This window comes from Nakamurella alba, from assembly GCF_009707545.1.
In the GTDB taxonomy this organism is placed as follows: Bacteria; Actinomycetota; Actinomycetes; order Mycobacteriales; family Nakamurellaceae; genus Nakamurella; species Nakamurella alba.
In genome coordinates this window covers 104468-125495 of sequence record NZ_WLYK01000011.1, presented here as the reverse complement: position 1 = coordinate 125495, position 21028 = coordinate 104468, and the positions used below count along the sequence as shown (strand labels likewise).

The 21028-nt window shown below is 71.6% G+C and carries 20 protein-coding genes; 5 read left to right on the top strand and 15 right to left on the bottom strand.

Annotation, left to right across the window (positions count from 1 at the left end):
• Position 1 precedes the first annotated feature (1 nt).
• Complete coding sequence (locus GIS00_RS22510; RefSeq protein ID WP_154770715.1) at positions 2-421, top strand: VOC family protein; 420 nt, start codon at positions 2-4, stop codon at positions 419-421.
• On the opposite strand, the gene GIS00_RS22505 is transcribed toward GIS00_RS22510, so the two are convergent.
• Complete coding sequence (locus GIS00_RS22505) at positions 415-1371, bottom strand: tetratricopeptide repeat protein (RefSeq protein WP_154770714.1); 957 nt, start codon at positions 1369-1371, stop codon at positions 415-417. The genes GIS00_RS22510 and GIS00_RS22505 overlap by 7 nt on opposite strands.
• Before the next feature lie 40 nt (positions 1372-1411).
• Here GIS00_RS22505 and GIS00_RS22500 point away from each other — a divergent pair, with 40 nt between their 5' ends.
• Entirely contained in the window at positions 1412-1927 is a 516-nt protein-coding gene (locus GIS00_RS22500; RefSeq protein ID WP_322098314.1) for a MarR family winged helix-turn-helix transcriptional regulator, read from the top strand.
• A 24-nt stretch (positions 1928-1951) separates the two neighbouring features.
• Here the strand turns inward: GIS00_RS22500 and GIS00_RS22495 are convergent, their stop codons facing one another.
• The 3 genes from GIS00_RS22495 to GIS00_RS22485 are packed head-to-tail and all read right to left on the bottom strand — an operon-like array spanning position 1952 to position 5100.
• Positions 1952-3013, bottom strand: coding sequence for an ABC transporter permease (locus GIS00_RS22495; protein WP_322098313.1), 1062 nt, complete (start codon positions 3011-3013; stop codon positions 1952-1954).
• On the bottom strand, positions 3010-3912 hold the full coding sequence (locus tag GIS00_RS22490) for an ABC transporter ATP-binding protein (RefSeq protein WP_154770712.1): 903 nt from the start codon (positions 3910-3912) through the stop codon (positions 3010-3012). The genes GIS00_RS22495 and GIS00_RS22490 overlap by 4 nt, the downstream gene beginning before the upstream one ends.
• A 9-nt stretch (positions 3913-3921) precedes the next feature.
• Positions 3922-5100 carry an acetyl-CoA C-acetyltransferase gene (locus GIS00_RS22485; RefSeq protein ID WP_154770711.1) on the bottom strand — a complete coding sequence of 393 codons (1179 nt, stop codon included), beginning with the start codon at positions 5098-5100 and terminating at the stop codon, positions 3922-3924.
• On the opposite strand from GIS00_RS22485, the gene mce reads away from it, so the two are divergent.
• A complete protein-coding gene (gene mce, locus GIS00_RS22480; RefSeq protein WP_154770710.1) occupies positions 5099-5614 on the top strand; it encodes a methylmalonyl-CoA epimerase in 516 nt (171 codons plus the stop codon). The genes GIS00_RS22485 and mce overlap by 2 nt on opposite strands.
• 105 nt (positions 5615-5719) lie before the next feature.
• On the top strand, positions 5720-7222 hold the full coding sequence (locus tag GIS00_RS22475; protein ID WP_154770709.1) for a hypothetical protein: 1503 nt from the start codon (positions 5720-5722) through the stop codon (positions 7220-7222).
• Positions 7223-7268: 46 nt separating this feature from the next.
• Here the strand turns inward: GIS00_RS22475 and GIS00_RS22470 are convergent, their stop codons facing one another.
• The 7 genes from GIS00_RS22470 to rpsB all read right to left on the bottom strand — a co-directional run bounded on the left by GIS00_RS22470 (position 7269) and on the right by rpsB (position 14175).
• The gene (locus tag GIS00_RS22470) at positions 7269-8858 is read right to left on the bottom strand and encodes a hypothetical protein (RefSeq protein ID WP_154770708.1); all 1590 of its coding nucleotides are present in this window, start codon (positions 8856-8858) and stop codon (positions 7269-7271) included.
• Positions 8834-9652 carry an ABC transporter ATP-binding protein gene (locus GIS00_RS22465; RefSeq protein ID WP_154770707.1) on the bottom strand — a complete coding sequence of 273 codons (819 nt, stop codon included), beginning with the start codon at positions 9650-9652 and terminating at the stop codon, positions 8834-8836. The genes GIS00_RS22470 and GIS00_RS22465 overlap by 25 nt, the downstream gene beginning before the upstream one ends.
• A 75-nt stretch (positions 9653-9727) precedes the next feature.
• On the bottom strand, positions 9728-10579 hold the full coding sequence (locus GIS00_RS22460) for a phosphatidate cytidylyltransferase (protein WP_154770706.1): 852 nt from the start codon (positions 10577-10579) through the stop codon (positions 9728-9730).
• A 19-nt stretch (positions 10580-10598) separates the two neighbouring features.
• Entirely contained in the window at positions 10599-11120 is a 522-nt protein-coding gene (gene frr, locus GIS00_RS22455; RefSeq protein ID WP_154770852.1) for a ribosome recycling factor, read from the bottom strand.
• Positions 11121-11290: 170 nt separating this feature from the next.
• Complete coding sequence (pyrH, locus tag GIS00_RS22450; RefSeq protein WP_154770851.1) at positions 11291-11986, bottom strand: UMP kinase; 696 nt, start codon at positions 11984-11986, stop codon at positions 11291-11293.
• A 346-nt stretch (positions 11987-12332) separates the two neighbouring features.
• Entirely contained in the window at positions 12333-13151 is an 819-nt protein-coding gene (tsf, locus tag GIS00_RS22445; RefSeq protein ID WP_154770705.1) for a translation elongation factor Ts, read from the bottom strand.
• 142 nt (positions 13152-13293) lie between these two features.
• A complete protein-coding gene (gene rpsB / locus GIS00_RS22440) occupies positions 13294-14175 on the bottom strand; it encodes a 30S ribosomal protein S2 (protein ID WP_154770704.1) in 882 nt (293 codons plus the stop codon).
• A 517-nt stretch (positions 14176-14692) separates the two neighbouring features.
• Here rpsB and GIS00_RS22435 point away from each other — a divergent pair.
• On the top strand, positions 14693-15298 hold the full coding sequence (locus tag GIS00_RS22435) for a M23 family metallopeptidase (protein ID WP_322098311.1): 606 nt from the start codon (positions 14693-14695) through the stop codon (positions 15296-15298).
• Positions 15299-15351: 53 nt separating this feature from the next.
• On the opposite strand, the gene GIS00_RS28015 is transcribed toward GIS00_RS22435, so the two are convergent.
• The 4 genes from GIS00_RS28015 to GIS00_RS22415 form a co-directional block, all read right to left on the bottom strand.
• Entirely contained in the window at positions 15352-16737 is a 1386-nt protein-coding gene (locus GIS00_RS28015) for an Ig-like domain repeat protein (RefSeq protein WP_154770702.1), read from the bottom strand.
• Positions 16738-16883: 146 nt separating this feature from the next.
• Complete coding sequence (locus GIS00_RS22425; protein ID WP_322098310.1) at positions 16884-17873, bottom strand: tyrosine recombinase XerC; 990 nt, start codon at positions 17871-17873, stop codon at positions 16884-16886.
• Positions 17874-17964: 91 nt separating this feature from the next.
• Entirely contained in the window at positions 17965-19782 is a 1818-nt protein-coding gene (locus GIS00_RS22420; RefSeq protein WP_154770701.1) for an ATP-binding cassette domain-containing protein, read from the bottom strand.
• A complete protein-coding gene (locus tag GIS00_RS22415; protein ID WP_154770700.1) occupies positions 19779-21011 on the bottom strand; it encodes a sugar ABC transporter substrate-binding protein in 1233 nt (410 codons plus the stop codon). Before GIS00_RS22415 ends, GIS00_RS22420 begins: the two co-directional genes overlap by 4 nt.
• Between the last annotated feature and the right edge of the window lie 17 nt (positions 21012-21028).

Below are 21028 nucleotides of genomic sequence, written 5' to 3'. Positions count from 1 at the left end.
CATGGCCAACTACACCGGATCGACCATCGACCACCTGAACATGTCCGTCACCGACGTGGCGACCTCCCGCGACTTCTACGACGCGGTGCTGCCGACCGTGGGGGTGAGCAAGTTGCTCGACTTCCCGGCCGACGGGGACCGCCCGTGGATGGTCGGCTACGGCATCCACCCGAAGCCGTTCCTCTGGCTCGTGGACCACGGGACCACCGACCCGAACCTGCATCTCGCGTTCACCGTCGACACCCGCGCCGAGGTCGACGCCTTCCACGCGGCAGCCTTGGCCGCCGGCGGGACGTCACGCGAGGAGCCGGCCGTGCATCCCGAGTACCACCCGGACTACTACGGCGCCTTCGTCAACGACCCGGACGGCCTCAACCTGGAGGCCGTCTGCCACGCCCCGGCCGCCCCCACCGATCAGTAGAGCGCAGCCGCCAACTGCCGGCGGGCCACCCGGACCAGGTCGTCGTCCGCCGGGAACAGCGCGAAGAGCCCGACCAGCCACTCCCGGGCGGCGGCCTTGTCGTCGCCGACGGTGCGCCGCACGGTGGCGATCAGCCGGTCGAACGCCGCCTGCGGATCGCCGGCGGCCAGCGCCAGATCGGCGGCCGCACCTTGCAGTGCCACGTCGTCGGGGGCGGCGTCGGCCAGCGCGGTGGCGTCCTGCGGGTGCTGGTCCACCCGGGCCAGGAACACCACCTGGGCCAGGGCCGCGGCGGCCTCGGCGTTGGCCGGCTCGACGTCGAGGATCTTCTGGTAGGCCGCGCGGGCGGCCTCGTAGTCGCCGGCGGCGAGCAGGTCCTCGGCCGCGGTGAACCGCGGGTCCTCCGGCTCGGCCTCCAGCTCACCGGCATCGGCGGCCGCCTGCTCGGCGGCCCGGATGCCCGGCAGCCGGTCGCGCAGCGCGTCCAGCAGGGAGGCGATCCACTTCTTCAGCTCCGGCTCGGACATCTGGCCGCTGAACCCGTCGACCGGCTGCCCGGCCGCCACCGCCATCACCGTGGGGATCTGCTGCACCTGGAAAGCCTGCGCGATCCGCGGGTTGGTGTCGACGTCCACCTGGGCCAGCACCCAGGCGCCGTGCCCCTTCGCGGCCAGCGCGGCCAGCATCGGCGAGAGCTGGGCGCTGACCGGTGACCGGGGCGACCACAGGTCGAAGACGATGGGCAGCTGAGCAGACGCCTGCAGCACGTCGCTGAAGTCGGCCTCGGTCACCGCCATCACGAAGGGCGAGGGTTCGGCGCCGGCCGGACCGGCAGGTGCGGCGGCGCCGGCCGGCGGTGCGGCCGGGCGGTTGGCGAGGGCGGAGAGATCGACGGCGCCGGCGAATGCCGCGGACATCGCGGCCTGCTGACGGGGGTCCGGACGGGTCATGCTGCCATCTTCACACGGCAGCACTTGCTACCGTCGACGGGTGAGTTCGCATGCCTCCTCCGGCCCGGCCCTGCCGTTCGACCCCATCGCCCGGGCGGCGCAGACCTGGGGCGAGCGGATCGGGCCGAACCACTCGATGGCGGCCGTCACCAACATCATGCGGGTCCAGCAGATCCTGCAGGCCGCCGTTGACGACTCGCTCAAGCCGCACGGCCTGACCTTCGCCCGCTACGAGGCGCTGGTCCTGCTGTCCTTCTCCCAGCGCGGGTCGCTGCCGATGCGGATGATGGGCGAGCGGTTGCAACTGCACCCGACGTCGATCACCAACATCGTCGACCGCCTCGAGGCCGACGGGCTGGCCCGTCGGCTCCCCCACCCGTCGGACCGGCGCACCACCCTGGTCGAGCTGACCGAGGCCGGCCGCACCCGGATGGACGAGGCCACCGCCGCGGTCACTTCGAACGACTTCGGGCTGATGGGCCTGGATCTCGCCGAGATCGGCCAGCTCTCCGGCCTGCTCACCAAGGTGCGGCGGGCGGCCGGCGACTTCGCCTGAGGCCGGGCAGCACTGCCTGGACGATCAGGCCGAGTCCCACTTGAACAGCCGGGTGGCGATCACCGTGATCACCGCGGCGAAGGCCAACAGCACCAGGATCGGGATCAGCGCCGCCGACGGGCCCTGGCCGCGCACCATCACGTCCTTCATGCCGTCGACCAGGTAGCCCAGCGGCAGGAACTTCGACACCACCTGCATCCACTGCGGTGCCACCTCCACCGGGATGAACGCCCCGGACAGGAACGCCATCGGCAGGGTGATCAGGTTGGCCAGGCCGCTGCCGCCCTCCGCGGTCTTGGCCACCGCACCGACGAGCAGACCGATGGCCAGGAACGAGAGTGTCCCGGCCAGCACCAGCGGGATGGTCATGTACCAGGCGCCCACCAGTTTCAGGCCGAGCAGCATCGAGAAGCCGACGAAGATCACCAACTGCAGCAGGGCGACACCGAGCGACACCGCCACCCGCGAGCCGACCACCGTCGAGGTGGACACCGGCGCCAGCCGCAGCCGGCGCAGCAGCTTCTTCTCCCGCCAGGTGATCAGCGTGAGCGCGGCGCCGAACACCGCACCGATGGAGACGCCGTAGGCGATCATCTGCGGTGCCACGTACTGCATGGTCTTGAGCGACTGGTCCTCGACCTGCTGCGGCTGCAGCGTGAACTGCGGGGTGGTCACCCCCGCCGCGGCCAGGTTCGCGTTGTCGATCAGCGCGGAGAACACGCCCTGCACGGTGGCGGCGGCGGTCTGGTCGGCGTTCGAGTAGTGCACGACGAGGGTGTCGCCCTGCTGCTCGACGGCCGCGGCGACATCACCCTTGCGCACGGATTCCAGTGCCGCATCCAGGGTCTGGCCCGACTCGAACTCGACCACCTGGGCCAGACCGTCCCGGGCCTGCTGCGGCAGCTCCTGGATCAGCGGTACCGAGCCGACCTCGATCACCTTCTGCTTCGAGGTGCCGCCGCCGGCGAAGACGATGCCGAAGATCACGATGAAGAACATCGGGAACAGGATGGCGAAGAAGACGGACATCTTGTCGCGGACGAATCCCTTGAACATCGCCCGGGACAGGCTGCCGAAGGCACTCACGCGCGGTACTCCCGTCCGGTCAGGTCCAGGAAGACGTCCTCCAGGGTGGATCCCTTCACCTGCAAGCCGGTCAGTGCTCCCCGCTCGGCCAGTGCCGGCAGCACCACAGCCGGTGCGGTGGTGGTGATCTCGGTCCAGCCGCCGGTGCTGACCACGGCGTCGACGCCGGGCAGCCCGGTCGCCGTGTCCTCCGGCAGGTCCCGCGACTCCACCGAGATGACCACCGGCCGGTCCAGGGCGCGGACCAGGTCGGCCGGCGCACCCATCTCCAGGATCTTCCCGCGGTCCATGATCGCCACCCGGTCGCAGAGGATCTCGGCCTCGTCCATGTAGTGCGTGGTGAGCACGATGGTCTTGCCGCGGGCGTTGATCTCACGCAGCACGTCCCAAAGGTTCCGCCGGGCCTGCGGGTCCAGTGCGGCGGACGGCTCGTCGAGGAACACCACCTCCGGGTCGTGGATCAGCGCGCAGGCGATCGACAGCCGCTGCGCCTGACCGCCGGAGAGCTTCTCGGTCTGCACCTTGGCCTTGTCGGTCAGCGCGACCAGCTCCAGCATCTCGTCCACCCGCGAGGGACCGACACCGTAGATGGCGGCGAAGGTCTCGAGTTGCTCACGGGCGGTCAGCCGCTCGAAGAAGGAGCTCGCCTGCAACTGCACCCCGATCCGCGGCAGCAGCCGGGTGTTGCGCGGCCACGGCTTCTCACCGAGCACGGTCACCGTTCCGGAGTCCGGCTCCCGCAACCCCTCGACGATCTCCAGGCACGTCGTCTTGCCGGCACCGTTCGGCCCGAGGATCCCGAAGAACTCCCCCTGGCCGACCGTGAACGAGACACCGTCCACCGCCGACAGATCCCCGTAGCGTTTGACCAGGTCCTGCACCGTGATCGTGTCGGCCATGCGGTGAACCTATCGAACGGTCAGCAGCAACCCTTCACCCTGCCCGCCGCCGCCGCACAGGCCGGCGGCGCCTGTGCCACCTCCGCGTCGCCGCAGTTCCAGCGCAAGGGTGAGAGCCAGCCGCGCGCCGGACATGCCGATCGGGTGACCGAGCGCGATGGCACCACCGTTCACATTCACCCGGTCCTCACCGATCTTGAGATCGCGGGCCGACGCGATGCCGACGGCGGCGAAGGCCTCGTTGATCTCGATCAGGTCCAGCGACTCCGGCGCGATCCCGGCCCGTTCGCAGGCGGCGCGGATGGCATTCGCCGGCTGCAGCTGCAGGGAGGAGTCCGGTCCGGCCACCAGGCCGGCCGGCCCGATCTCGGCCAGCCACGGCAACCCGCGTTCCTCGGCCAGCGCCTTGTCCATCACCACGACCGCGGCGGCGCCGTCGCTGATCGGCGAGGCGGAGCCGGCGGTGATGGTGCCGTCCGGGCGGAAGGCGGGGCGCAGCTTCGCCAGGGTGTCGACGGTGGTCTCCGGCCGGATGCCCTCGTCGGTGTCGACGACCACGTCGCCCTTCCGGCCGGGCACGGCGACCGGCACGATCTCCTCGGCGAAGATCCCGGCCGCCTGCGCGGCGGCGGCCCGCTGGTGCGAGCGGGCGGCGAACTCGTCCTGCTCGGTGCGGGTGAGCGGGGCCAGGTCGTTGGTCTGTTCGGTGAGCGCCCCCATCGCCTGGTCGGTGTAGACGTCCTCGAGGCCGTCGAAGGCCATGTGGTCGAGAAGGGTGACCGAGCCGTACTTGTGGCCGGCCCGGGAGCCGGGCAGCAGGTGCGGGGCCCGGGTCATCGACTCCATGCCGCCGGCCACCACGGTCCGCACCTGGCCGGAGCGGATCATCATGTCGGCCAGCGCGATCGATTCGAGGCCGGACAGGCAGACCTTGTTGATGGTCAGCGCCGCCGTGCTCATCGGGATCCCGCCGGCGACCGCGGCCTGACGTGCGGTCATCTGCCCGCAGCCGGCCTGCAGCACCTGGCCCATGATCACGTAGTCGACATCGGTGCCGGCGACGCCGGACCGCTCGAGGGCACCGGCGATCGCCGTCCCGCCGAGTGCTGTCGCCGCCACCGGTGCCAGCGCACCGGACAACCTGCCCATCGGGGTGCGCGCACCCGCAACGATCACCGTCGATCCCATGGCCCGACGGTACCGCCCCGCCGACGGCCGGGATCCGGTCCGTGGTTACCGTGACCGGGTGACCTCGATCTCAGAACTCTCCCTCGGCATCGTCGCCATCGACCACGTGGGCATCGCCGTACCCGATCTCGACGCCGCCATCGACTTCCACACCGGTGTGCTGGGCGGGCGTCTCGCCCACCGCGAGACCAACCAGGAGCAGGGGGTGGAGGAGGCGATGATCGCCTTCGGCGAGGGTCCGGCCGCCTCCCAGGTGCAGTTGCTCGCGCCGCTGACCCCGGAGTCGACGATCGCGAAGTTCATCGGCCGCAGCGGGCCGGGCCTGCAGCAGCTGGCCTACCGGGTGGCCGACGTCGAGGAGGCGTCCGCGGCCGTCCGCGCCGCCGGGCTGCGGCTGCTCTACGACGCCCCCCGGCGCGGCACCGCCGGTTCCCGGATCAACTTCGTGCATCCCAAGGACGCCGGCGGGGTGCTGGTCGAGCTGGTCGAGCCGCCGGTGGCCGGCGCCCACTGACCCTGACGGCGCGTCACCGACGGCAACCGTCGGGCAGTGACGCACCACACGGACGGACGCGGCGACCTCACCCGTACCCGGCATCGCGGGTGGGAGAATGGCGCCATGACCACCGGCGACTGGATGCCCGCGCAAGCCCCGTTCGACCTGGTCCGCCGCGGATACGCACCGGACCAGGTGACGGCGCATCTGGAGCGCCTGGAGTACGACCTGCGGATCGCCACGGCGAACCGGGACGCGACCACCCAGCGGTTGACCGAGCTGACCCAGCAGCTGTCGGCGGCACAGGCCGAGTCCGACGCGATGCGGGCCCAGCTGGACCGGATCGCGCTGGAGCCGATCTCGATGTCCAGCCTGTCCGACCGGATGCAGCGGATGATCCGCCTCGCCGAAGAGGAGGCCGGCGACATCAAGGAGCGGGCGCAGCAGGACGCCGACCGGATGCGCGGGCAGCTGCAGACCTCGCTGACCGAGGCCGCGGAGGCGCGGGCGCACTTCGATGCCGAGCGTGAGCACACCCGGGCGCAGCTGGCCGAGCAGGTGCACGGGCTGATCGGCGAGGCGACCGCGGAGGGCGAGGAGACCCGCCACCAGGCGCAGGAGGAGGCGGCCCGGCTGCTCGGCGAGGCCAACGCCGAGGCCGAGCGCACCCGTGCCGACGCCCGCCAGTACGCCGATGCCACCCGCGGCGACGCCGACCGGTACGCCGAGGCCTCGCGGGTCGAGGCGGGCCAGTACTCGGAGCACACCCGGACCGAGGCGGACAGCTACGCGGCCCAGCTCAAGGCCGAGACCGACGCCTCCGTCCGGGATCTCGACGAGCAGGCGCGGCTGCGCCGGGAGCAGCTCGACTCCGACGCCCAGGCCTACCGGTCGCAGGTGTTGGAGGACTTCGAGATCGCCATCACCGCCCGGCGCAACGACGCCAACCAGGAGATCGTCGACCGGGACAACGCCTCGCGGGCCGAGGCGCACCGCCTGGTCAGCGAGGCCACGCAGAAGTCGGAGGGACTGGTCGCCACCGCCACCTCGGACTCCGAACTGCTGATGGACCGCGCCACCACGTACTCCAACGCCCTGGTGCAGCACGCGACATCCGAGTCGCACCAGCGGGTCTCGGATGCCGATGCGGCGATCGCCCAGCTGCACGACCTGCGCGCCCACCTCACCGACCAGCTGCGCTCGCTGGCCGGCCACCTGGACCACATCCGGGAGCTCGCCGGCTCGGCGCCGGAGATCGTCACCCCGCCGGCCGCCGAGGCCGAGCGCCCGCGCCCCGCCGACTTCCCGGCCGATCCGACCGCCAGGCCGACGCCGGTGGCGGACGAGCTGCCGGTCCGGCCGGCCCCCGGTGACACCGGCCGCACCCCGGACACCGCGGGCCCGTCCGAGACGGTCGGATCCGTCGAGGACACCGCCGAGGTGCACGTCGACGACATCCCGCCCGCACTCGACGATGTCGCGGGGAACCCGGGCACGGCATCCGAGGAGACCGGCGAGACCCAGGTCTACGCCGCCGATCTGCTGGCGGACGAGTCACCGCAGGACTCCGAGCACACGGTGATGCTGAACCACAACCCGCGGCGCACCCCCGCCCGGCGGCGCTGACCGGTCCCGGCGGACTCGGCCGCGGTGCGGCCGGTCCGCCGGTGCCTCAGACCCGGTCGCCGAGCGAGACGATGTGCAGGATCTCCGGCATCGTGTCCAGGTAGCGCTTGGCGGTGACCGCTGACAGCACGGTCAGCATCGTGGCACCCACCACCACGCTCACCAGGATGCCGATCCAGCCCCACACCGGGGACACTGTGTGGGCCAGCAGGACACAGAGAGCGGACGGCACGGCCGAGGCGATCGATCCGCCGAGCAGCGCGAAGGTGGCGGCGCCGGTCCGGCCCTTCTGTCCCTCCACCGAGTTGGTGAACATCGAGTTCCGGGACTGCCGGACGGCGTAGGGCAACCGGGCCGACAGGTAGCCGGCCATCGCCGCACCACCGGCCAGCGCGGAGACGCAGATGCCGATCGCCCCGGGCAGCAGGTCCCAGTCGGACCACACCCAGGCGTGCACCACCAGGCCGATCGCCACGCACACCGCGCCGGGCACCAGCACGAACAGCGAATGCCCGAGCATCTCGCCGCGGGCCCGCACCCGGTCGGCGAACGCCACGATGTGCATCCACAGCGCGGAACCGTCCATGCCGTAGGCGTTCCCGGCCTGGGTACCGGCGATGGCCGCGGCCACCGCCACCCCGTAGACGGCGCCGTGCCCGCGGATCACCAGGAACGGCCAGGCCACGGCGAAGAACGCCACCATGAGCCACGGGATGCGCCGCATCGGGTCCCGCCAGGCCAGCAACCGGTCCCGGCCGGCGATCAGCCGCGCGGTGCCGCCGATCGTGGTGGCGACGCTGTCCCCGGCGGCGTCGCCGGCGGGCGCGGAGCCGCTGGTGACGGACGGCCGGGTGGTGAGCAGCCGGCGCAGGGCGCTCGACCACCACCACCAGATCAGTGCGGCCCCGGCCAGCACGATGACGATCCCGCCCACGGCCCGGAGCAACCGGCCGTCGGCCACCTGGGCGGGCAACTGGGCCAGCGCACCCGGCGGGATCCAGCCGAGCCCGGTGGCGATGTCGGTCAGCCCCTGGCCGAGCGCGGTGGCACCGGACCGGCTGTTCAGCGCGAAGGTGGCCGCGAAGTACAGCACGATCAGCCCGAAGCCGGCGAGCATGCCGAGATCACGGCCGCGGCGCCCGGACATCAGCTGGGAGATGGTCGTCGACAGCGCCCGGGAGAAGGCCACGCAGAGCAGCAGCTGGGCCGCCGCGCAGACCAGGGCGACAGGCAGCACCGCCCAGGTCGGCGACATCGCGATCGCGGCCGCGATCAGCACCAGCGCATTGATCACCGGCAGGTAGCCGACCAGCGACGCGGTCAGCAGGCCGGTCTGCAGGGTCCGGGAGGTCAACGGCAGCAACGCGAACCGCTGCGGATCGACCGTCTCGTCGACACCGAAGGCGATCAGCGGAGCCATCCCCCAGCCGACGAACTGCAGCACGAACAGGGTGGTGACCACGGTGACGGCGACGTCGGGCACCGACCGCACGGCCACCATGCCGAGGAAGACGAAGGCCACCACGACGAGCACCACGAACCAGCCGACCACGGTCCAGGCCTTCACCGCCGTGCTGGACCGGCGGAACCGGCCGGTGACCAGTGTCCACTTCAGGCTTGCGAAGACCCCAACCACTCCAGGCCCCCCTTCCCCACGTCGTCGGCGCCGATGAGGTGGATGAACGCGTCGTCCAGGTTGCGGGCGTCGCCGCGCACGGTGGCCAGGTCACCGCTGGCCACGATGCGGCCGCGGGCCATCACCGCGACGTGCGAGCACAGGTCCTCGACCAGTGCCATCACGTGCGAGGAGAAGATGACGGTGCCGCCGCCGGCGGTGTACCGGGACAGCACGGTGCGGATGATCCGGGCGGACACCGGGTCGACCGCCTCCAGCGGCTCGTCCAGCAGCAGCACCGGCGGCGAGTGCAGCAGCGCAGCGGCCAGGGTGATCTTCTTCCGCATGCCGGTGGAGTAGTCGGCCACCAGCTTGGTGCCGGCATCGGCGAGGTCGAGCACCTTGAGCAGTTCCTCGGCCCGGGACCGCACGGTGTCCGGGTCGATGCCGCGGAGCCGGCCGAGATAGCTGAGCAGTTCCAGCCCGGAGAGCCGTTCGAAGAGCCGCAGGCCGTCCGGCAGTACGCCCATCCGGGTCTTCGCGGTGACCGGGTCCTGCCAGACATCGACGCCGGCGAGCAGCACCCGCCCGGCGTCCGGGCGGAGCAGGCCGGTGACCATCGACAGCGTCGTGGTCTTGCCGGCACCGTTCGGCCCGACCAGGCCGAAGAACGATCCGGTCGGCACGTCCAGGTCGATGTCGTCGACGACGTTGCGGCCGTCGTAGGTCTTGCGGAGGCCGCGCAGCACCAGCGCGTTGCCGCGGGTGGAGGCAGCCAGTTCGTCAGGGCCGGGATAGTGCGGCAAGCCGGTCATGGACCCACCCTGCCACAGCCGGTTTCACGAAGGGCCGACCAGGTCGGGGTGGAAGACGTCGAGGAGAGGATCGACTCAGGGCAACGGGACGAACACGGACAGCAGTATCCAGGCCACGACCGCCGAGGGCAGCAGGGAGTCCATCCGGTCCATGACGCCGCCGTGGCCGGGCAGCAGGGTGCCCATGTCCTTGACGCCGAGATCCCGCTTGATCAGCGACTCGGCGAGGTCGCCGATGGTCGCCACCAGCGCCAGCACCAGGCCGAGCACCAGGCCCTGCCACCACGGGTGGTCCAGCAGCAGCCACACGGACAGCGAGCCGCCCACACCGGCGGTGACCACCGACCCGGCGAAGCCCTCCCAGGACTTCTTCGGCGAGATCCGCGGGGCCATCGGGTGTTTCCCGAAGAGCACACCGGCTGCGTAGCCACCGGTGTCGGAGCAGACCACGGCGATGAGGAAGGTCAGCACCCGCGCCGCGCCGTCCTCGGGGGCCACCATCATCGCCGCGAACGAGGCGAAGCCGCCCAGGTAGACCAGCAGGAAGACGGAGGCGGAGACGTCGGCGAGGTAGCCGTCGGCCCCGCCGGTGAACCGCCAGGCCAGCAGCACCAGGGCCGTCACCGCGATGCCGACGGCCTGGGCCTGGTGCCCCCAGGGCCACGCGCACACCACGGTGGCCACGGCGCCGACGGCCAGCGGCAGCCAGGCCAGCCTGATCCCACGGGCGGTGGCCAGGGTGCTGCGCATCTCCCAGATGGAGGCGCCGACCGCCGCGGCGATGATGATCAGGAACCCCTGCCGCCAGAGCAGCAGGGACGCCACGATGATCGCGCCCAGGAACAGGCCGACACCGATCGCCATGGGCAGGTTCCGGCCGGCCCGGGACGCCGGGGCGGGGCTCGCGGGCGCGGGGCTCGCCGACATCAGATACGACTCGCCGTCATCAGACCTCGAGCAGTTCTGCTTCCTTGTTCTTCACCAGCTCGTCGATCGCGGCGACGAATTTGTCGGTCAGTGACTGCAGTTCCTTCTCCGCCCGCGCGACGTCGTCCTCGCCGGCCTCGCCGTCCTTGACCAGCTTGTCCAGCGAGTCCTTGGTCTTGCGGCGGGCGTTGCGGACGGTCACCTTGGCGTCCTCGCCCTTCGACCGGGCGGTCTTGCCGAGATCGCGGCGGCGCTCCTCGGTCAGCTGCGGGAAGACGATGCGGATCAGCGAGCCGTCGTTGGTCGGGTTGACCCCGAGATCCGAGTCACGGACCGCCTTCTCGATGGCGCCGAGCTGCGACGAGTCGTAGGGCTTGATGACCGCCATCCGCGCCTCGGGGATGTTCACCGACGCCATCTGCGGCAGCGGGGTCGGGGCACCGTAGTAGTCGATGGTGATGCGCGAGAAGGCGTTCGCGTTCGCCCGCCCGGTCCGCAGCGTCGCCAGGTCGTCCTTGACGTGCGCCACTGCCTTCTCCATGCGGTCCTCGGCATCGAGGAGTGCTTCGTCGATCTGCTCGCTCACCTGCTGGCACCTTTCCGTGCGTTCGTGCTTCCTCGCGGCCGGCCTGCGGCCGCCGGCTGTGATCGTGCCCTGTACTGATCGTGCCCTGTACTGATCGTGCCCTGTGGTCCTGCGTGCGCGGGCCGTCAGGCCGGTGTCGACACCAGTGTGCCGATGACCTCGCCGCCGACGGCGCGGCCGATGTTGCCGTCGGTCAGCATGTTGAACACGATGATCGGCATCGCATTGTCCTTGCAGAGGCTGAACGCCGTCGCATCGGCCACCTGCAGGCCACGCTCGAGCACCTCCTGGTGGGTGATCTCGGCGAACATCGTGGCCCCGTCGACCTTGCGCGGGTCGGCGTCGAACACGCCGTCGACCGCCTTCGCCATCAGCACCACCTCGGCACCGATCTCCAGCGCCCGCTGCGCTGCGGTGGTGTCGGTGGAGAAGTAGGGCATGCCGACGCCGGCGCCGAAGATCACGACGCGGCCCTTCTCCAGGTGCCGGATCGCGCGGCGCGGGATGTAGGGCTCGGCGACCTGGCCCATGGTGATGGCGGTCTGCACCCGGGTGTCCAGGTGCTGCTCGCGCTCCAGGAAGTCCTGCAGGGCCAGGCAGTTCATCACGGTGCCCAGCATGCCCATGTAGTCGGAGCGGGCGCGGTCCATGCCGCCGTCCTGCAGCTGCGCCCCGCGGAAGAAGTTGCCGCCACCGATGACGACGGCGACCTGCACACCCTCGCGGACGACGTCGGCGATCTGCCGGGCGACCTTGGAGACCACCGCGGGGTCGACGCCGACCTGACCGCCGCCGAACATCTCGCCGCCCAGCTTCAGCATGACCCGGCGGAACGGCCGCCGGCCGGTGGCCCGCTCCAGCGGAGCGCTGTCCCCGATCGATCCTGTGTCGTCCGTCAACGGTCGCCCTTTCGTCCTGCCGGGTCCCTGCGTGCTGGTCGTGCCGGTGCTTCGTCGTGCTGGTGCTTCGTCGTGCTGGTACTGCGTCGCCGCGCGGACGTGCCGCTCGATCCTTGCAGCAACGGCCGTGCGGTGGCTCGTCGAGCCCCCGCACGGCCGGTGTGCTGTGCTGCTTGTCCTGCTTGTCCTGCCTGTACTGCTGCTGTCCTGCTGTGCTGCCGTCCGGTGCGCCCGGTCGGTGTCCCGCGAAAGGCGGCGGGACCGCGGGTCAGACGGTGCCGACCTCGAAGCGGACGAACGCGGTGACCTGGATCCCGGCCTCCTCCAGCACCTTGGCGACGGTCTTCTTCGAGTCGCGCACGGACGACTGCTCGCCCAGCACGGCCGACTTGTAGAAGCCGTTGACCCGGCCCTCGATGATCTTGGGCAGCGCGGCCTCCGGCTTGCCCTCCTCGCGGGCGACACCCTCGGCGATCCGGCTCTCCTGCTCGATGACCTCGGCCGGGACCTCGTCGCGGGAGACGTACTTCGCGCTCAGCGCGGAGACCTGCATGGCGGCGCCGCGGGCGGCCTCCTCATCCGATCCGGTGTAGGCCACGAGCACGCCGATGGCCGGCGGCAGGTCGGCGGAGCGCCGGTGCAGGTAGACCGTGGTCTGCCCGTCCAGCTTCGCGACCCGGTTCAGCACCAGCTTCTCGCCGAGACGTCCGGCGGCGTCGGTGATCTCGGACTCGACGGTGCCGGCGCCCAGCGGGGCGGCCAGCACGGTCTCGACGGTCGCCTCGCCGGTCAGACCGGCGGCGACGACGGCGATGCGGTTGGCCAGGTCCTGGAAGTCCTGGTTCTTCGCGACGAAGTCGGTCTCGGAGTTGAGCTCGATGAGCGCGTTGCCGGAGGAGGCGATCATGCCCTCGGCGGTGGTCCGCTCGGCGCGCTTGGACGCGTTCTTCGCGTTCTTGATGCGCAGGTACTCGATGGCCTTGTCGAAGTCGCCGTCGGTCTCGTCGAGCGCCTTCTTGCAGTCCATGAAGCCGGCACCGGTGAGCTCCCGGAGCCGCTTGACGTCAGCGGCGGAGTGGTTCGCCATCTGTACGGCACTTCCTTCCGTTGCAAATTCGAGGTCCGGTGCGGTGCCGTCGTCCGGCACCGCCGGGATGTGCTGGCGGCGTGCTCTGGGCACACCGGTGCCCGTGCGGTCCGGCGGATGGCCGGACCGCACGGGCGGGTGATCAGTTCTGGGTCGGCTCGACGCCGGCAGCGGCGTCGGCGGCGACCTCGTTCGCGGCCTCCGCGCCGGCCTCGGTCTCGGCGACGACCTCGACCGGGGCGGCCTCGGCGGCCGGGGCCGCGGCGTTGGCGGCCAGCAGCTCACGCTCCCACTCGGCCAGCGGCTCCTCGTCCGAGGCACCGGAGGCGGCGCCACCGGAGCGGGCGAGCAGACCGGCGGCCACGGCCTCGGCCACGACCTTGGTCAGCAGCGAGGCGGAACGGATCGCGTCGTCGTTGCCCGGGACCGGGTAGTCGACCTCGTCCGGATCGCAGTTGGTGTCGAGCACGGCCACGACCGGGATGCCCAGCTTGCGGGCCTCGCCGACGGCGATGTGCTCCTTCTTGGTGTCGACGATCCACACCGCGGACGGGACCTTGGCCATGTCCCGGATGCCACCGAGGGTCTTGGCCAGCTTGTCCTTCTCGCGGGTCAGCAGCAGGACTTCCTTCTTCGTCCGGCCGGCGAACTCGCCCGAGGTCTCCATGGCCTCGAGGTCCTTCAGCCGCTGCAGACGCTTGTGCACGGTGGAGAAGTTGGTCAGCATGCCGCCGAGCCAGCGCTGGTTCACGTAGGGCATCGAGACGCGGGTCGCCTGCTCGGCGATGGCCTCCTGGGCCTGGCGCTTGGTGCCGATGAACAGGATGGTGCCGCCGTGGGCGACGGTCTCCCGGACGAATTCGAACGCCTTGTCGATGTACGTCAGCGTCTGCTGGAGATCGATGACGTAGTTGCCGTTGCGCTCGGTGAAGATGAACCTCTTCATCTTCGGGTTCCAGCGCCGGGTCTGGTGTCCGAAGTGGACACCCGCGTCCAGCAGCTGGCGCATCGTGACGACCGCCATGATGGCTGCCCGTCCCTTCTGATCGCACCCCCGCACGGGGGCGGGCGGCCCCGGGTGCCCGGTCCGTGCAGGACCGGAGGCGGGGTCGCCTGGTTTCGGTTGTCGCCGTCGGCCGGGTTGGCGTCGGGCCCTGACGCCCTCGACCTGCTCCGCCCGGCGGACCGGGACCATGGAGCCTGTCGTCCTCCCGGTCGGTCCGGCCGCGGGGCGGTCGGTTCCGGGTGGCGAAGGGCGTGCGTAGTCGACCGGGATGGCCCGGTCGCCGTTCCAGAGTACGCGACGCGGGGGCGTGCTCCCGCATCGTGCGTGGTGGGGCCGTGTCGGGTGGGGCCGGGACGGGCGGGCGGCGTGAGCCCGTGCCGTGATGGCGCGGTGGCGGAGGCCGTGTCGCGGGCGGCCACTCCCGGACCCGCCGGGTGGCCCCAGTGTCCGTGCCGTTCTGTCCACACTCTTCACCCCGTCCACAGCCCGGCGGACGGTCGTGGCGGCGACGTCGGCGCCGCGGTCGGATGGTCGGGTGCTCCCCCGACTGCTGCTCCTCGTGCTCGCCCTGACGCTCGTCGTTCCCCTCGCGACGCCGTCCGCGACCGCCGGGGCATCCGGGGGCGCCACGACCGTCGGGTCGTCCCGGGGAGCCGGCAGGGACGACCCGGCGGTCACCTCGCGGGCTTCCGTCGATGCGGACCTGCGGTCCGACCCGGTACCTGGTGTGCACCGACCGCCGTTGGCCGGGCCGCTGTCGGTGCTGGCGCCTTTCGATCCGCCCGAGCACCGCTACCGCCCGGGCCACCGCGGCGTCGACCTCGGTGCACCGGTCGCCGCCACCGTGCGGGCGTCGGCGGCCGGTCGCGTGGTGTACGCAGCACCGCTGGCCGGCCGTGGGGTGGTGTCCGTCGAGCACGCCTCGGGCCTGCGGACCACGTACGAACCGGTGACCGCGGCCGTGCGCCGCGGCGACCGGGTGGACGCCGGGACGGTGCTCGGCGCCCTGGAGGCCGGGCACGCCCGCTGCGCTCCGGCGACGTGCCTGCACTGGGGCGCGCGACTGCCGGACGGCAGCTACGTCGACCCGATGCTGCTGCTCGCGCCGCCGGAGGTCAGGCTCGAGCCGTGGGACCCGTGAGCCGGACGCCCGTCACCGTCACTGTCACAGCCGCTGTCGCACCGGGCCAGGAATCACGCGTACGGCGCGTACCCGAACACGTAGACGTCGTCGCCCTCCTGGAGCGTGTTGAAGTACACCTCGGAGGCCTCGTAGGACAGGTGGATGCAGCCGTGCGACCACACGGTGAGACTGCCTGCGTGGAAGGCGATCCCGCCGTCGAAGAACACGGAGTTCGGCATCGGCGCGCCGGCGAACTCGGACGAGTAGTGGTCCTTGTGCTTCCAGTAGACCGGGAAGGTGCCCGGGTAGGTGCGGTAGCCCGGCCGGCCGGAGGTGATCGGCACCGGGCCGTAGGTGATCCGGCCGCCGGACTGCAGCCACGACTGGTCGTTGGTCAGGTCGACGCAGGCCTTCGCGGTCGCCGGGCACGGGTTCGGGGCATGGGCGGTGATGGTCTTGGTGGTGGCGTTGGCGGCCACGAACCGGCTGTCGCCGGAGTAGGCGGCGATCACCGTGTGGATGCCGGCCGACAGGGCCGGCAGTTGGACGGTGAAGGCGCGACCGGTGAGGGTCTTCGTGGCGACGGTGCGACCGTCCAGCAGCACCTTGACCGTGCCGGTGGGCACCGGGGCGGCACCGGAGACGGCGACGGTGAACAGTGGCCGCGCACCGGCCCCGACCGAGGTCTCGCTGGTGACCGACTGGACCGTCGGAGCGACCTTGCTGACCGTGATGACCCGGCCGGCGTTCGCGGCACCCAGGATCGAGGAGCCGCTGTAGTGGACGATGAGCTGGTGGTTCCCGGCCGACAGGTTGGTCGGGATCATGTACCAGGTGCGGCCGTACGGGTTCAGCTGCCGGGTGGCCACCTTCTTCCCGTCCAGCAGCACGTCGACGCTGCCGGTGCCGGGGCGGGTTGCCGCGGCGACGCTGAGATCGAGCCGGGCGGTGGTGCCGACGGTGACCGCGGCGCTGCCGGAGATGCCGACGCCGGTGCGGTCACGGGAGATCGACAGGATGGCCGGCGCGGACAGCGAGGTGGTGTAGCCGCTGGTGCTGACCGGCCAGAAACGGGCCTGCAGCCGGTGGTTGCCCACCGTCATGTTCCGCGGCAGCGCGAGCCGGGCGTGGCCGGAACCGTTCACCATGCCGCGGGCACGGAGCGTGGAGCCCTCCCAGACCAGCAGCTCGCCGCCGGGAATCTGGCCGTTGGCCGACTTCACCCAGATGTCGGCGACCGACCCGCCGCCGGAGTAGGCCCGCTGGTTGGGGTCGATCGTGAGAGTGGTCGTGGTGGCGATGCCCGCCGCGGCCACTTGCGGCGCCGGCACGGATGAGACCGAGGCGGCGCCCGTCGCTGCGGTGGCCGCCTGCGCGCTGCCCGCCACCACCAGCGGCGTCCCCGCCGCCAACACCAGCGTGAGCGCGGTTGCGATCCGACGTCCCCAAGGCCTCATCGATCAGTCCCTCCACCTGTCCGGGCACCGTCGCCGGATCAGGGGCAACGTAGCAGGTCAACGACCATGATCAGGACCGTTCGACGGCGTTCCCGGTCCGGCCTGGCGTGATCATCCCGTGGTCAGGCGGCTACCGACGGTGTCCGTCACGCTCTCGGGTGGGCCTGGGTGTAGACGGCGCGCAGCTTCTCCGCGGAGACGTGGGTGTAGAGCTGCGTGGTGGCCAGGCTGGCGTGGCCGAGCAGCTCCTGGACCGTGCGCAGGTCGGCGCCACCGTCGAGCAGGTGGGTGGCGGCGCTGTGCCGCAGGCCGTGCGGGGCGAGTTCGGGGGCGCCGGGCACGGCCCGGGTGGCCCGGTGCACGAGGTCCCGGACCGCCCGCTGGTCCATCCGGCCGCCGCGGGCACCGAGGAAGAGGGCCCGGCCCGATCGGGGCCCGGTCATCCGGTCCCGACCGAGCTCCAGCCATCGACCCACCGCCGCGTCCGCCGGCGCCCCGTAGGGAACGGTCCGTTCCTTGTTGCCCTTGCCGGTGACCCGGGCGACCCTCCGGTGCCGGTCCAGGTCCTCGACGTCCAGACCGACCAGCTCGGACACCCGCAGCGCCGAGGCGTACAGCAGCTCCAGGATCGCCCGGTCGCGCAGGGCCGCCGGCTCCGGCTCGTCCCCGGCCGCCTGTTCCGGGGTCGTCGACGGCCCGCCGGTCGCCGGACCGTCCAGCATCTCCGTCGCCTGGCCCACGTCCAGCACCGCGGGAAGTCGGCGCTCGGCGCGAGGTGCGACCAGCCGGCCGGCGGGATCGGTGTCTATCAACCCGATCGAGAGTGCCCAGCCGGTGAAGGATCTCGCCGAGGACACCTGCCGCGCCATGGACGAGCGGGCGGCGCCGGTGCTGCGCCGGCGGGCGAGCCAGCTGCGCAGATCGGCCAGGCCGAGATCACCGACCGTGGTGGCCGCCGCGCCGCCGCGCAACCGCTGCAGGTGGTCCAGCAGCGAGACGACGTCGCCGAGGTAGGCCGCCACCGTCGCCGGTGACAGGTTCCGCTCGGCGGTCAGGTACCGCCGGTAGCCCGCCACCGCGTCGGACAGCGCCGCCGGCAGCGCGGCCCGCAGCGCGTCGGTTGACGATCGGGTCACCCGCCCGACGCTGCCCGTCCGGCGGCCGCCGATCAAGCGGGCGCGCCGCCCGGGTCCCGATCCGCTCCGGTCCCGGCCCCGCAGGTCCGGCTCACTGCGCGACCGACACCCCGCCGGTGTAGCCGGCCATCAGGTGGATCAGCCGACCGGCGTCCACCTCGTCGATGTCACCCTCGAACAGCACCCGGCCCAGGTTCAGTACCACCACGTGGTCGGCGACCTCCATCACCGAGTCCACGTCGTGCGTGATGATGATGACCGCCGCGCCGGTGTCGGCCAGCGTGCGGGCCAGCCGCAGCACGTTCGCCGTCTGCCGGACGCCGAGCGCCGCGGTCGGCTCGTCGAGGATGACCACCGAGGCGCCCTCGACGTTGACCCGGGCGATCGCCACGCACTGGCGTTGGCCGCCGGACAGTTCGCCGACCGGCCGGAAGTAGTCGGACAGATCGATGCCCAGCGAGGACAGCCGCTCGCGGGCGATCTTCTCCGACCTCGCGCGGTCCAGCAGCCCGAGCCACTTCCGGCCGGGCTGGTAGGGCTCGGCGCCCAGCACCAGGTTCAGCGCGGCGCCGAGGTTCGTGGCGAGCGCGAGATCCTGGTACACGGTGTGGATCCCGGCCAGGTGCGCGTCGGCCGGCTGCTCCAGGTGCAGCTCCTGCCCGTCCAACCGGATGGTGCCGGCGTCGGGCTTGTGCACGCCGGAGAGCATCTTGATGAGCGTGCTCTTGCCGGCACCGTTGTCGCCGAGCAGGCAGGTGACGGTGCCCCGCCGCGCGGTGAAGGAGACGTCGGCGACAGCGGTCACCGCGCCGTAGGACTTGCGCAGCCCGTCGACCTCCAGCAGCCCGGCGTCCGGATCCGGTGCCCGGCGGACGATCTCGACCGCCTCCTGGGCCGCGGCGTCCGAGGCCGGCCCGGGTTCGCTGCGCGCACCCTTGGTCCGCCGGCGGCGGGCCGCCACCAGCTGGTCGGCACCGAGGGCGACGAGCAGCAGCATGCCCTTGGCCAGCAGCTGGTAGTAGCTGTTCAGACCCTCGAAGACGAAGCCGGCCTGCAGGATGCCGAGCACGACGACGCCGATCAGCACCCCGGTCCACCGACCGGCGCCGCCGTTGAACGCCACCCCGCCCAGGATGACCGCGGTCAGCACGTCGATCTCGAACCCGACGCCGTTGGTCGGCGAGGCACTGCCGATGGACGCCGTGGTGACGACGGCCAGCAGGCCCACCGAGATCCCCATGTAGACGTAGAGCAGCAGCACGTGCCGGTCGGCCCGGACGCCGGACAGCTTGGCCGCCTGGAAGTTCCCGCCGATGGCGTAGCTGTGCAGTCCGGAAACGGTGCGGGACAACAGGTACGCGCCGATCGCGAAGGCCAGCAGGGCGACGATCACCGGCACCGGGATCCCGGCGATGCGGGTCTGCGCGATGAAGGAGAACGACGACGGGAAGTCGTAGATCGGGTTGCCGTTCGTCGTCAGGTAGGCCAGCGCGGTGTAGACGGTGCCCAACCCCAGCGTGACGATGATCGGCGAGATCTGCAGCACCCGGACGAGTGTCCCGTTGAGCAGACCGAGCAGTGCACCGCCGGCCAGCGTGCCGAGCAGGCCGATCAACGGAGATCCGGTGCCGGACACCAGGAACCCGCACAGCACGCCGAGCACCGCGTACCCGCCGGCGATGGACAGGTCGACGTTGCCGGTGATGAGCAGCCGGGCGGCCGGGATCGCCGCGATCAGCGTCGGCGCCAGGTTGACCAGGATCTGGACGATGTTGCCCTGGGTGATGAAGCCACCGACGTGGAACTGGAAGAACAGCAGCAACGCGATCGCCAGCACCCACAGACCGCTGCGGGAGGAGGACCGTTCGATCTGCCGCCGGTTGCGGCGCAGCAGCGTGGGCGCGGTCACTGGACGAGGTCCGGCAGCTTGACGGGCAGGTCACCTTCGTAGATGGCACCCCTGGTGGCGTAGGAGATCTCGCCGCGCGGGGCGATGTAGGTGGTGTCGCCGCCCAGCATCTCCTCGTAGAGCTCCGGGCACCGGTCCTGGTCGGTCTCCCACTTCGTGGCCGCATCCGCGGAGTCGATGAGGAAGCTCTGGTACTCCAGGAACTGCGGGATGGTCTTGCCCTCGCCCCAGCGGCCGATCAGGCGCGCCGGCGCGTACCCGACCATCGGGTAGTGCACGGCCGAGGTCGCCTTGTACGGGGTGTTGGCCGCCTTGATCGCGGCGATCGCCTGGGTGTTGCCGTCGATGCCGCACACCATCAGCTTCGGCTTGGACTCCCACATCCCGGCCGCCTTCAGCGCCGACATGGCGCCCAGTGCCAGGTCGTCGCCGGCCGCGGCGACGACGTCGACCTCCCCCGCCTTCTGCAGGTAGGTGTTCATCAGCGTGTAGCCCTCCTCCTGGGTGGCGGCGGCCGGCGAGTCGACGCTGGTCACGATGCTCTTGTCCAGGCCGGCCTCGGTGATCGCGTCCATGAAGCCGGTCTCCCGCGGGCGCAGGTCCTGCTGCACGTTGAGGTTGATGAACACCACCTTGCCGGTGCCGCCCAGCTGCTCCTTGACGTACGTCGCGGTGTACTCGCCGATCCGCCGGCCGAACTGGTACTGCACCGCAGCCATGCCGCAGGTGATCCCGCCGGTGTTGAACAGGAACATGGCGCTGCCGGCGGCCATCCCGGTCTTCATCGCGGCCACCTGGGCCGGCAATTCCTGACCCGGAGCCACCATGCCCATGATGCCGCGGGTGATCGCCTGGTTCATCTGCGTGATGGTCTGCGCGGAGTTGCCGTTGGAGTTGGAACCCAGGTACTCGTAACCGATCTCCTCGGCGCCCTTCTTCACCCAGCTCTCCACCGCCTCCAGCGCGGTGACGCCGACGACGATGTTCTGCCAGGCGATCCGCTTCGGCCGGTCCGGGAGGGCGCCGACGGTGTCGGTGGGCGTCCACAGTTTCGACGGGAAGTCGGTCGTCGGGGTGCCGGTGCCCGCGCCGCTGCCGCTCGAGCCGGTGCCGCTGCCGCCGGCCGTGTCCGGGGTGCTGCAGCCGGCGAGCACGGGGCCGGCCAGCAGGCCGGCACCGAGCATCGCCCCGGTGGTCAGGAAGCCGCGCCGGGTCAGGCGAGCGGTCATGGTGGTCTCCTCGGTGA

Bases quoted from the DNA above. Each gene is read 5' to 3' on its own strand.
- tsf (WP_154770705.1), bottom strand. From the start codon at position 13,151: ATGGCGAACCACTCCGCCGCTGACGTCAAGCGGCTCCGGGAGCTCACC.
- GIS00_RS22415 (WP_154770700.1), bottom strand. From the start codon at position 21,011: ATGACCGCTCGCCTGACCCGGCGCGGCTTCCTGACCACCGGGGCGATG.
- GIS00_RS22475 (WP_154770709.1), top strand. From the start codon at position 5,720: ATGACCACCGGCGACTGGATGCCCGCGCAAGCCCCGTTCGACCTGGTC.
- pyrH (WP_154770851.1), bottom strand. From the start codon at position 11,986: ATGCTGAAGCTGGGCGGCGAGATGTTCGGCGGCGGTCAGGTCGGCGTC.
- GIS00_RS22485 (WP_154770711.1), bottom strand. From the start codon at position 5,100: ATGGGATCGACGGTGATCGTTGCGGGTGCGCGCACCCCGATGGGCAGG.
- mce (WP_154770710.1), top strand. From the start codon at position 5,099: ATGGCCCGACGGTACCGCCCCGCCGACGGCCGGGATCCGGTCCGTGGT.
- rpsB (WP_154770704.1), bottom strand. From the start codon at position 14,175: ATGGCGGTCGTCACGATGCGCCAGCTGCTGGACGCGGGTGTCCACTTC.
- GIS00_RS22510 (WP_154770715.1), top strand. From the start codon at position 2: ATGGCCAACTACACCGGATCGACCATCGACCACCTGAACATGTCCGTC.
- frr (WP_154770852.1), bottom strand. From the start codon at position 11,120: ATGGAGAAGGCAGTGGCGCACGTCAAGGACGACCTGGCGACGCTGCGG.
- GIS00_RS28015 (WP_154770702.1), bottom strand. From the start codon at position 16,737: ATGAGGCCTTGGGGACGTCGGATCGCAACCGCGCTCACGCTGGTGTTG.
- GIS00_RS22465 (WP_154770707.1), bottom strand. From the start codon at position 9,652: ATGACCGGCTTGCCGCACTATCCCGGCCCTGACGAACTGGCTGCCTCC.
- GIS00_RS22505 (WP_154770714.1), bottom strand. From the start codon at position 1,371: ATGACCCGTCCGGACCCCCGTCAGCAGGCCGCGATGTCCGCGGCATTC.
- GIS00_RS22460 (WP_154770706.1), bottom strand. From the start codon at position 10,579: ATGTCGGCGAGCCCCGCGCCCGCGAGCCCCGCCCCGGCGTCCCGGGCC.
- GIS00_RS22490 (WP_154770712.1), bottom strand. From the start codon at position 3,912: ATGGCCGACACGATCACGGTGCAGGACCTGGTCAAACGCTACGGGGAT.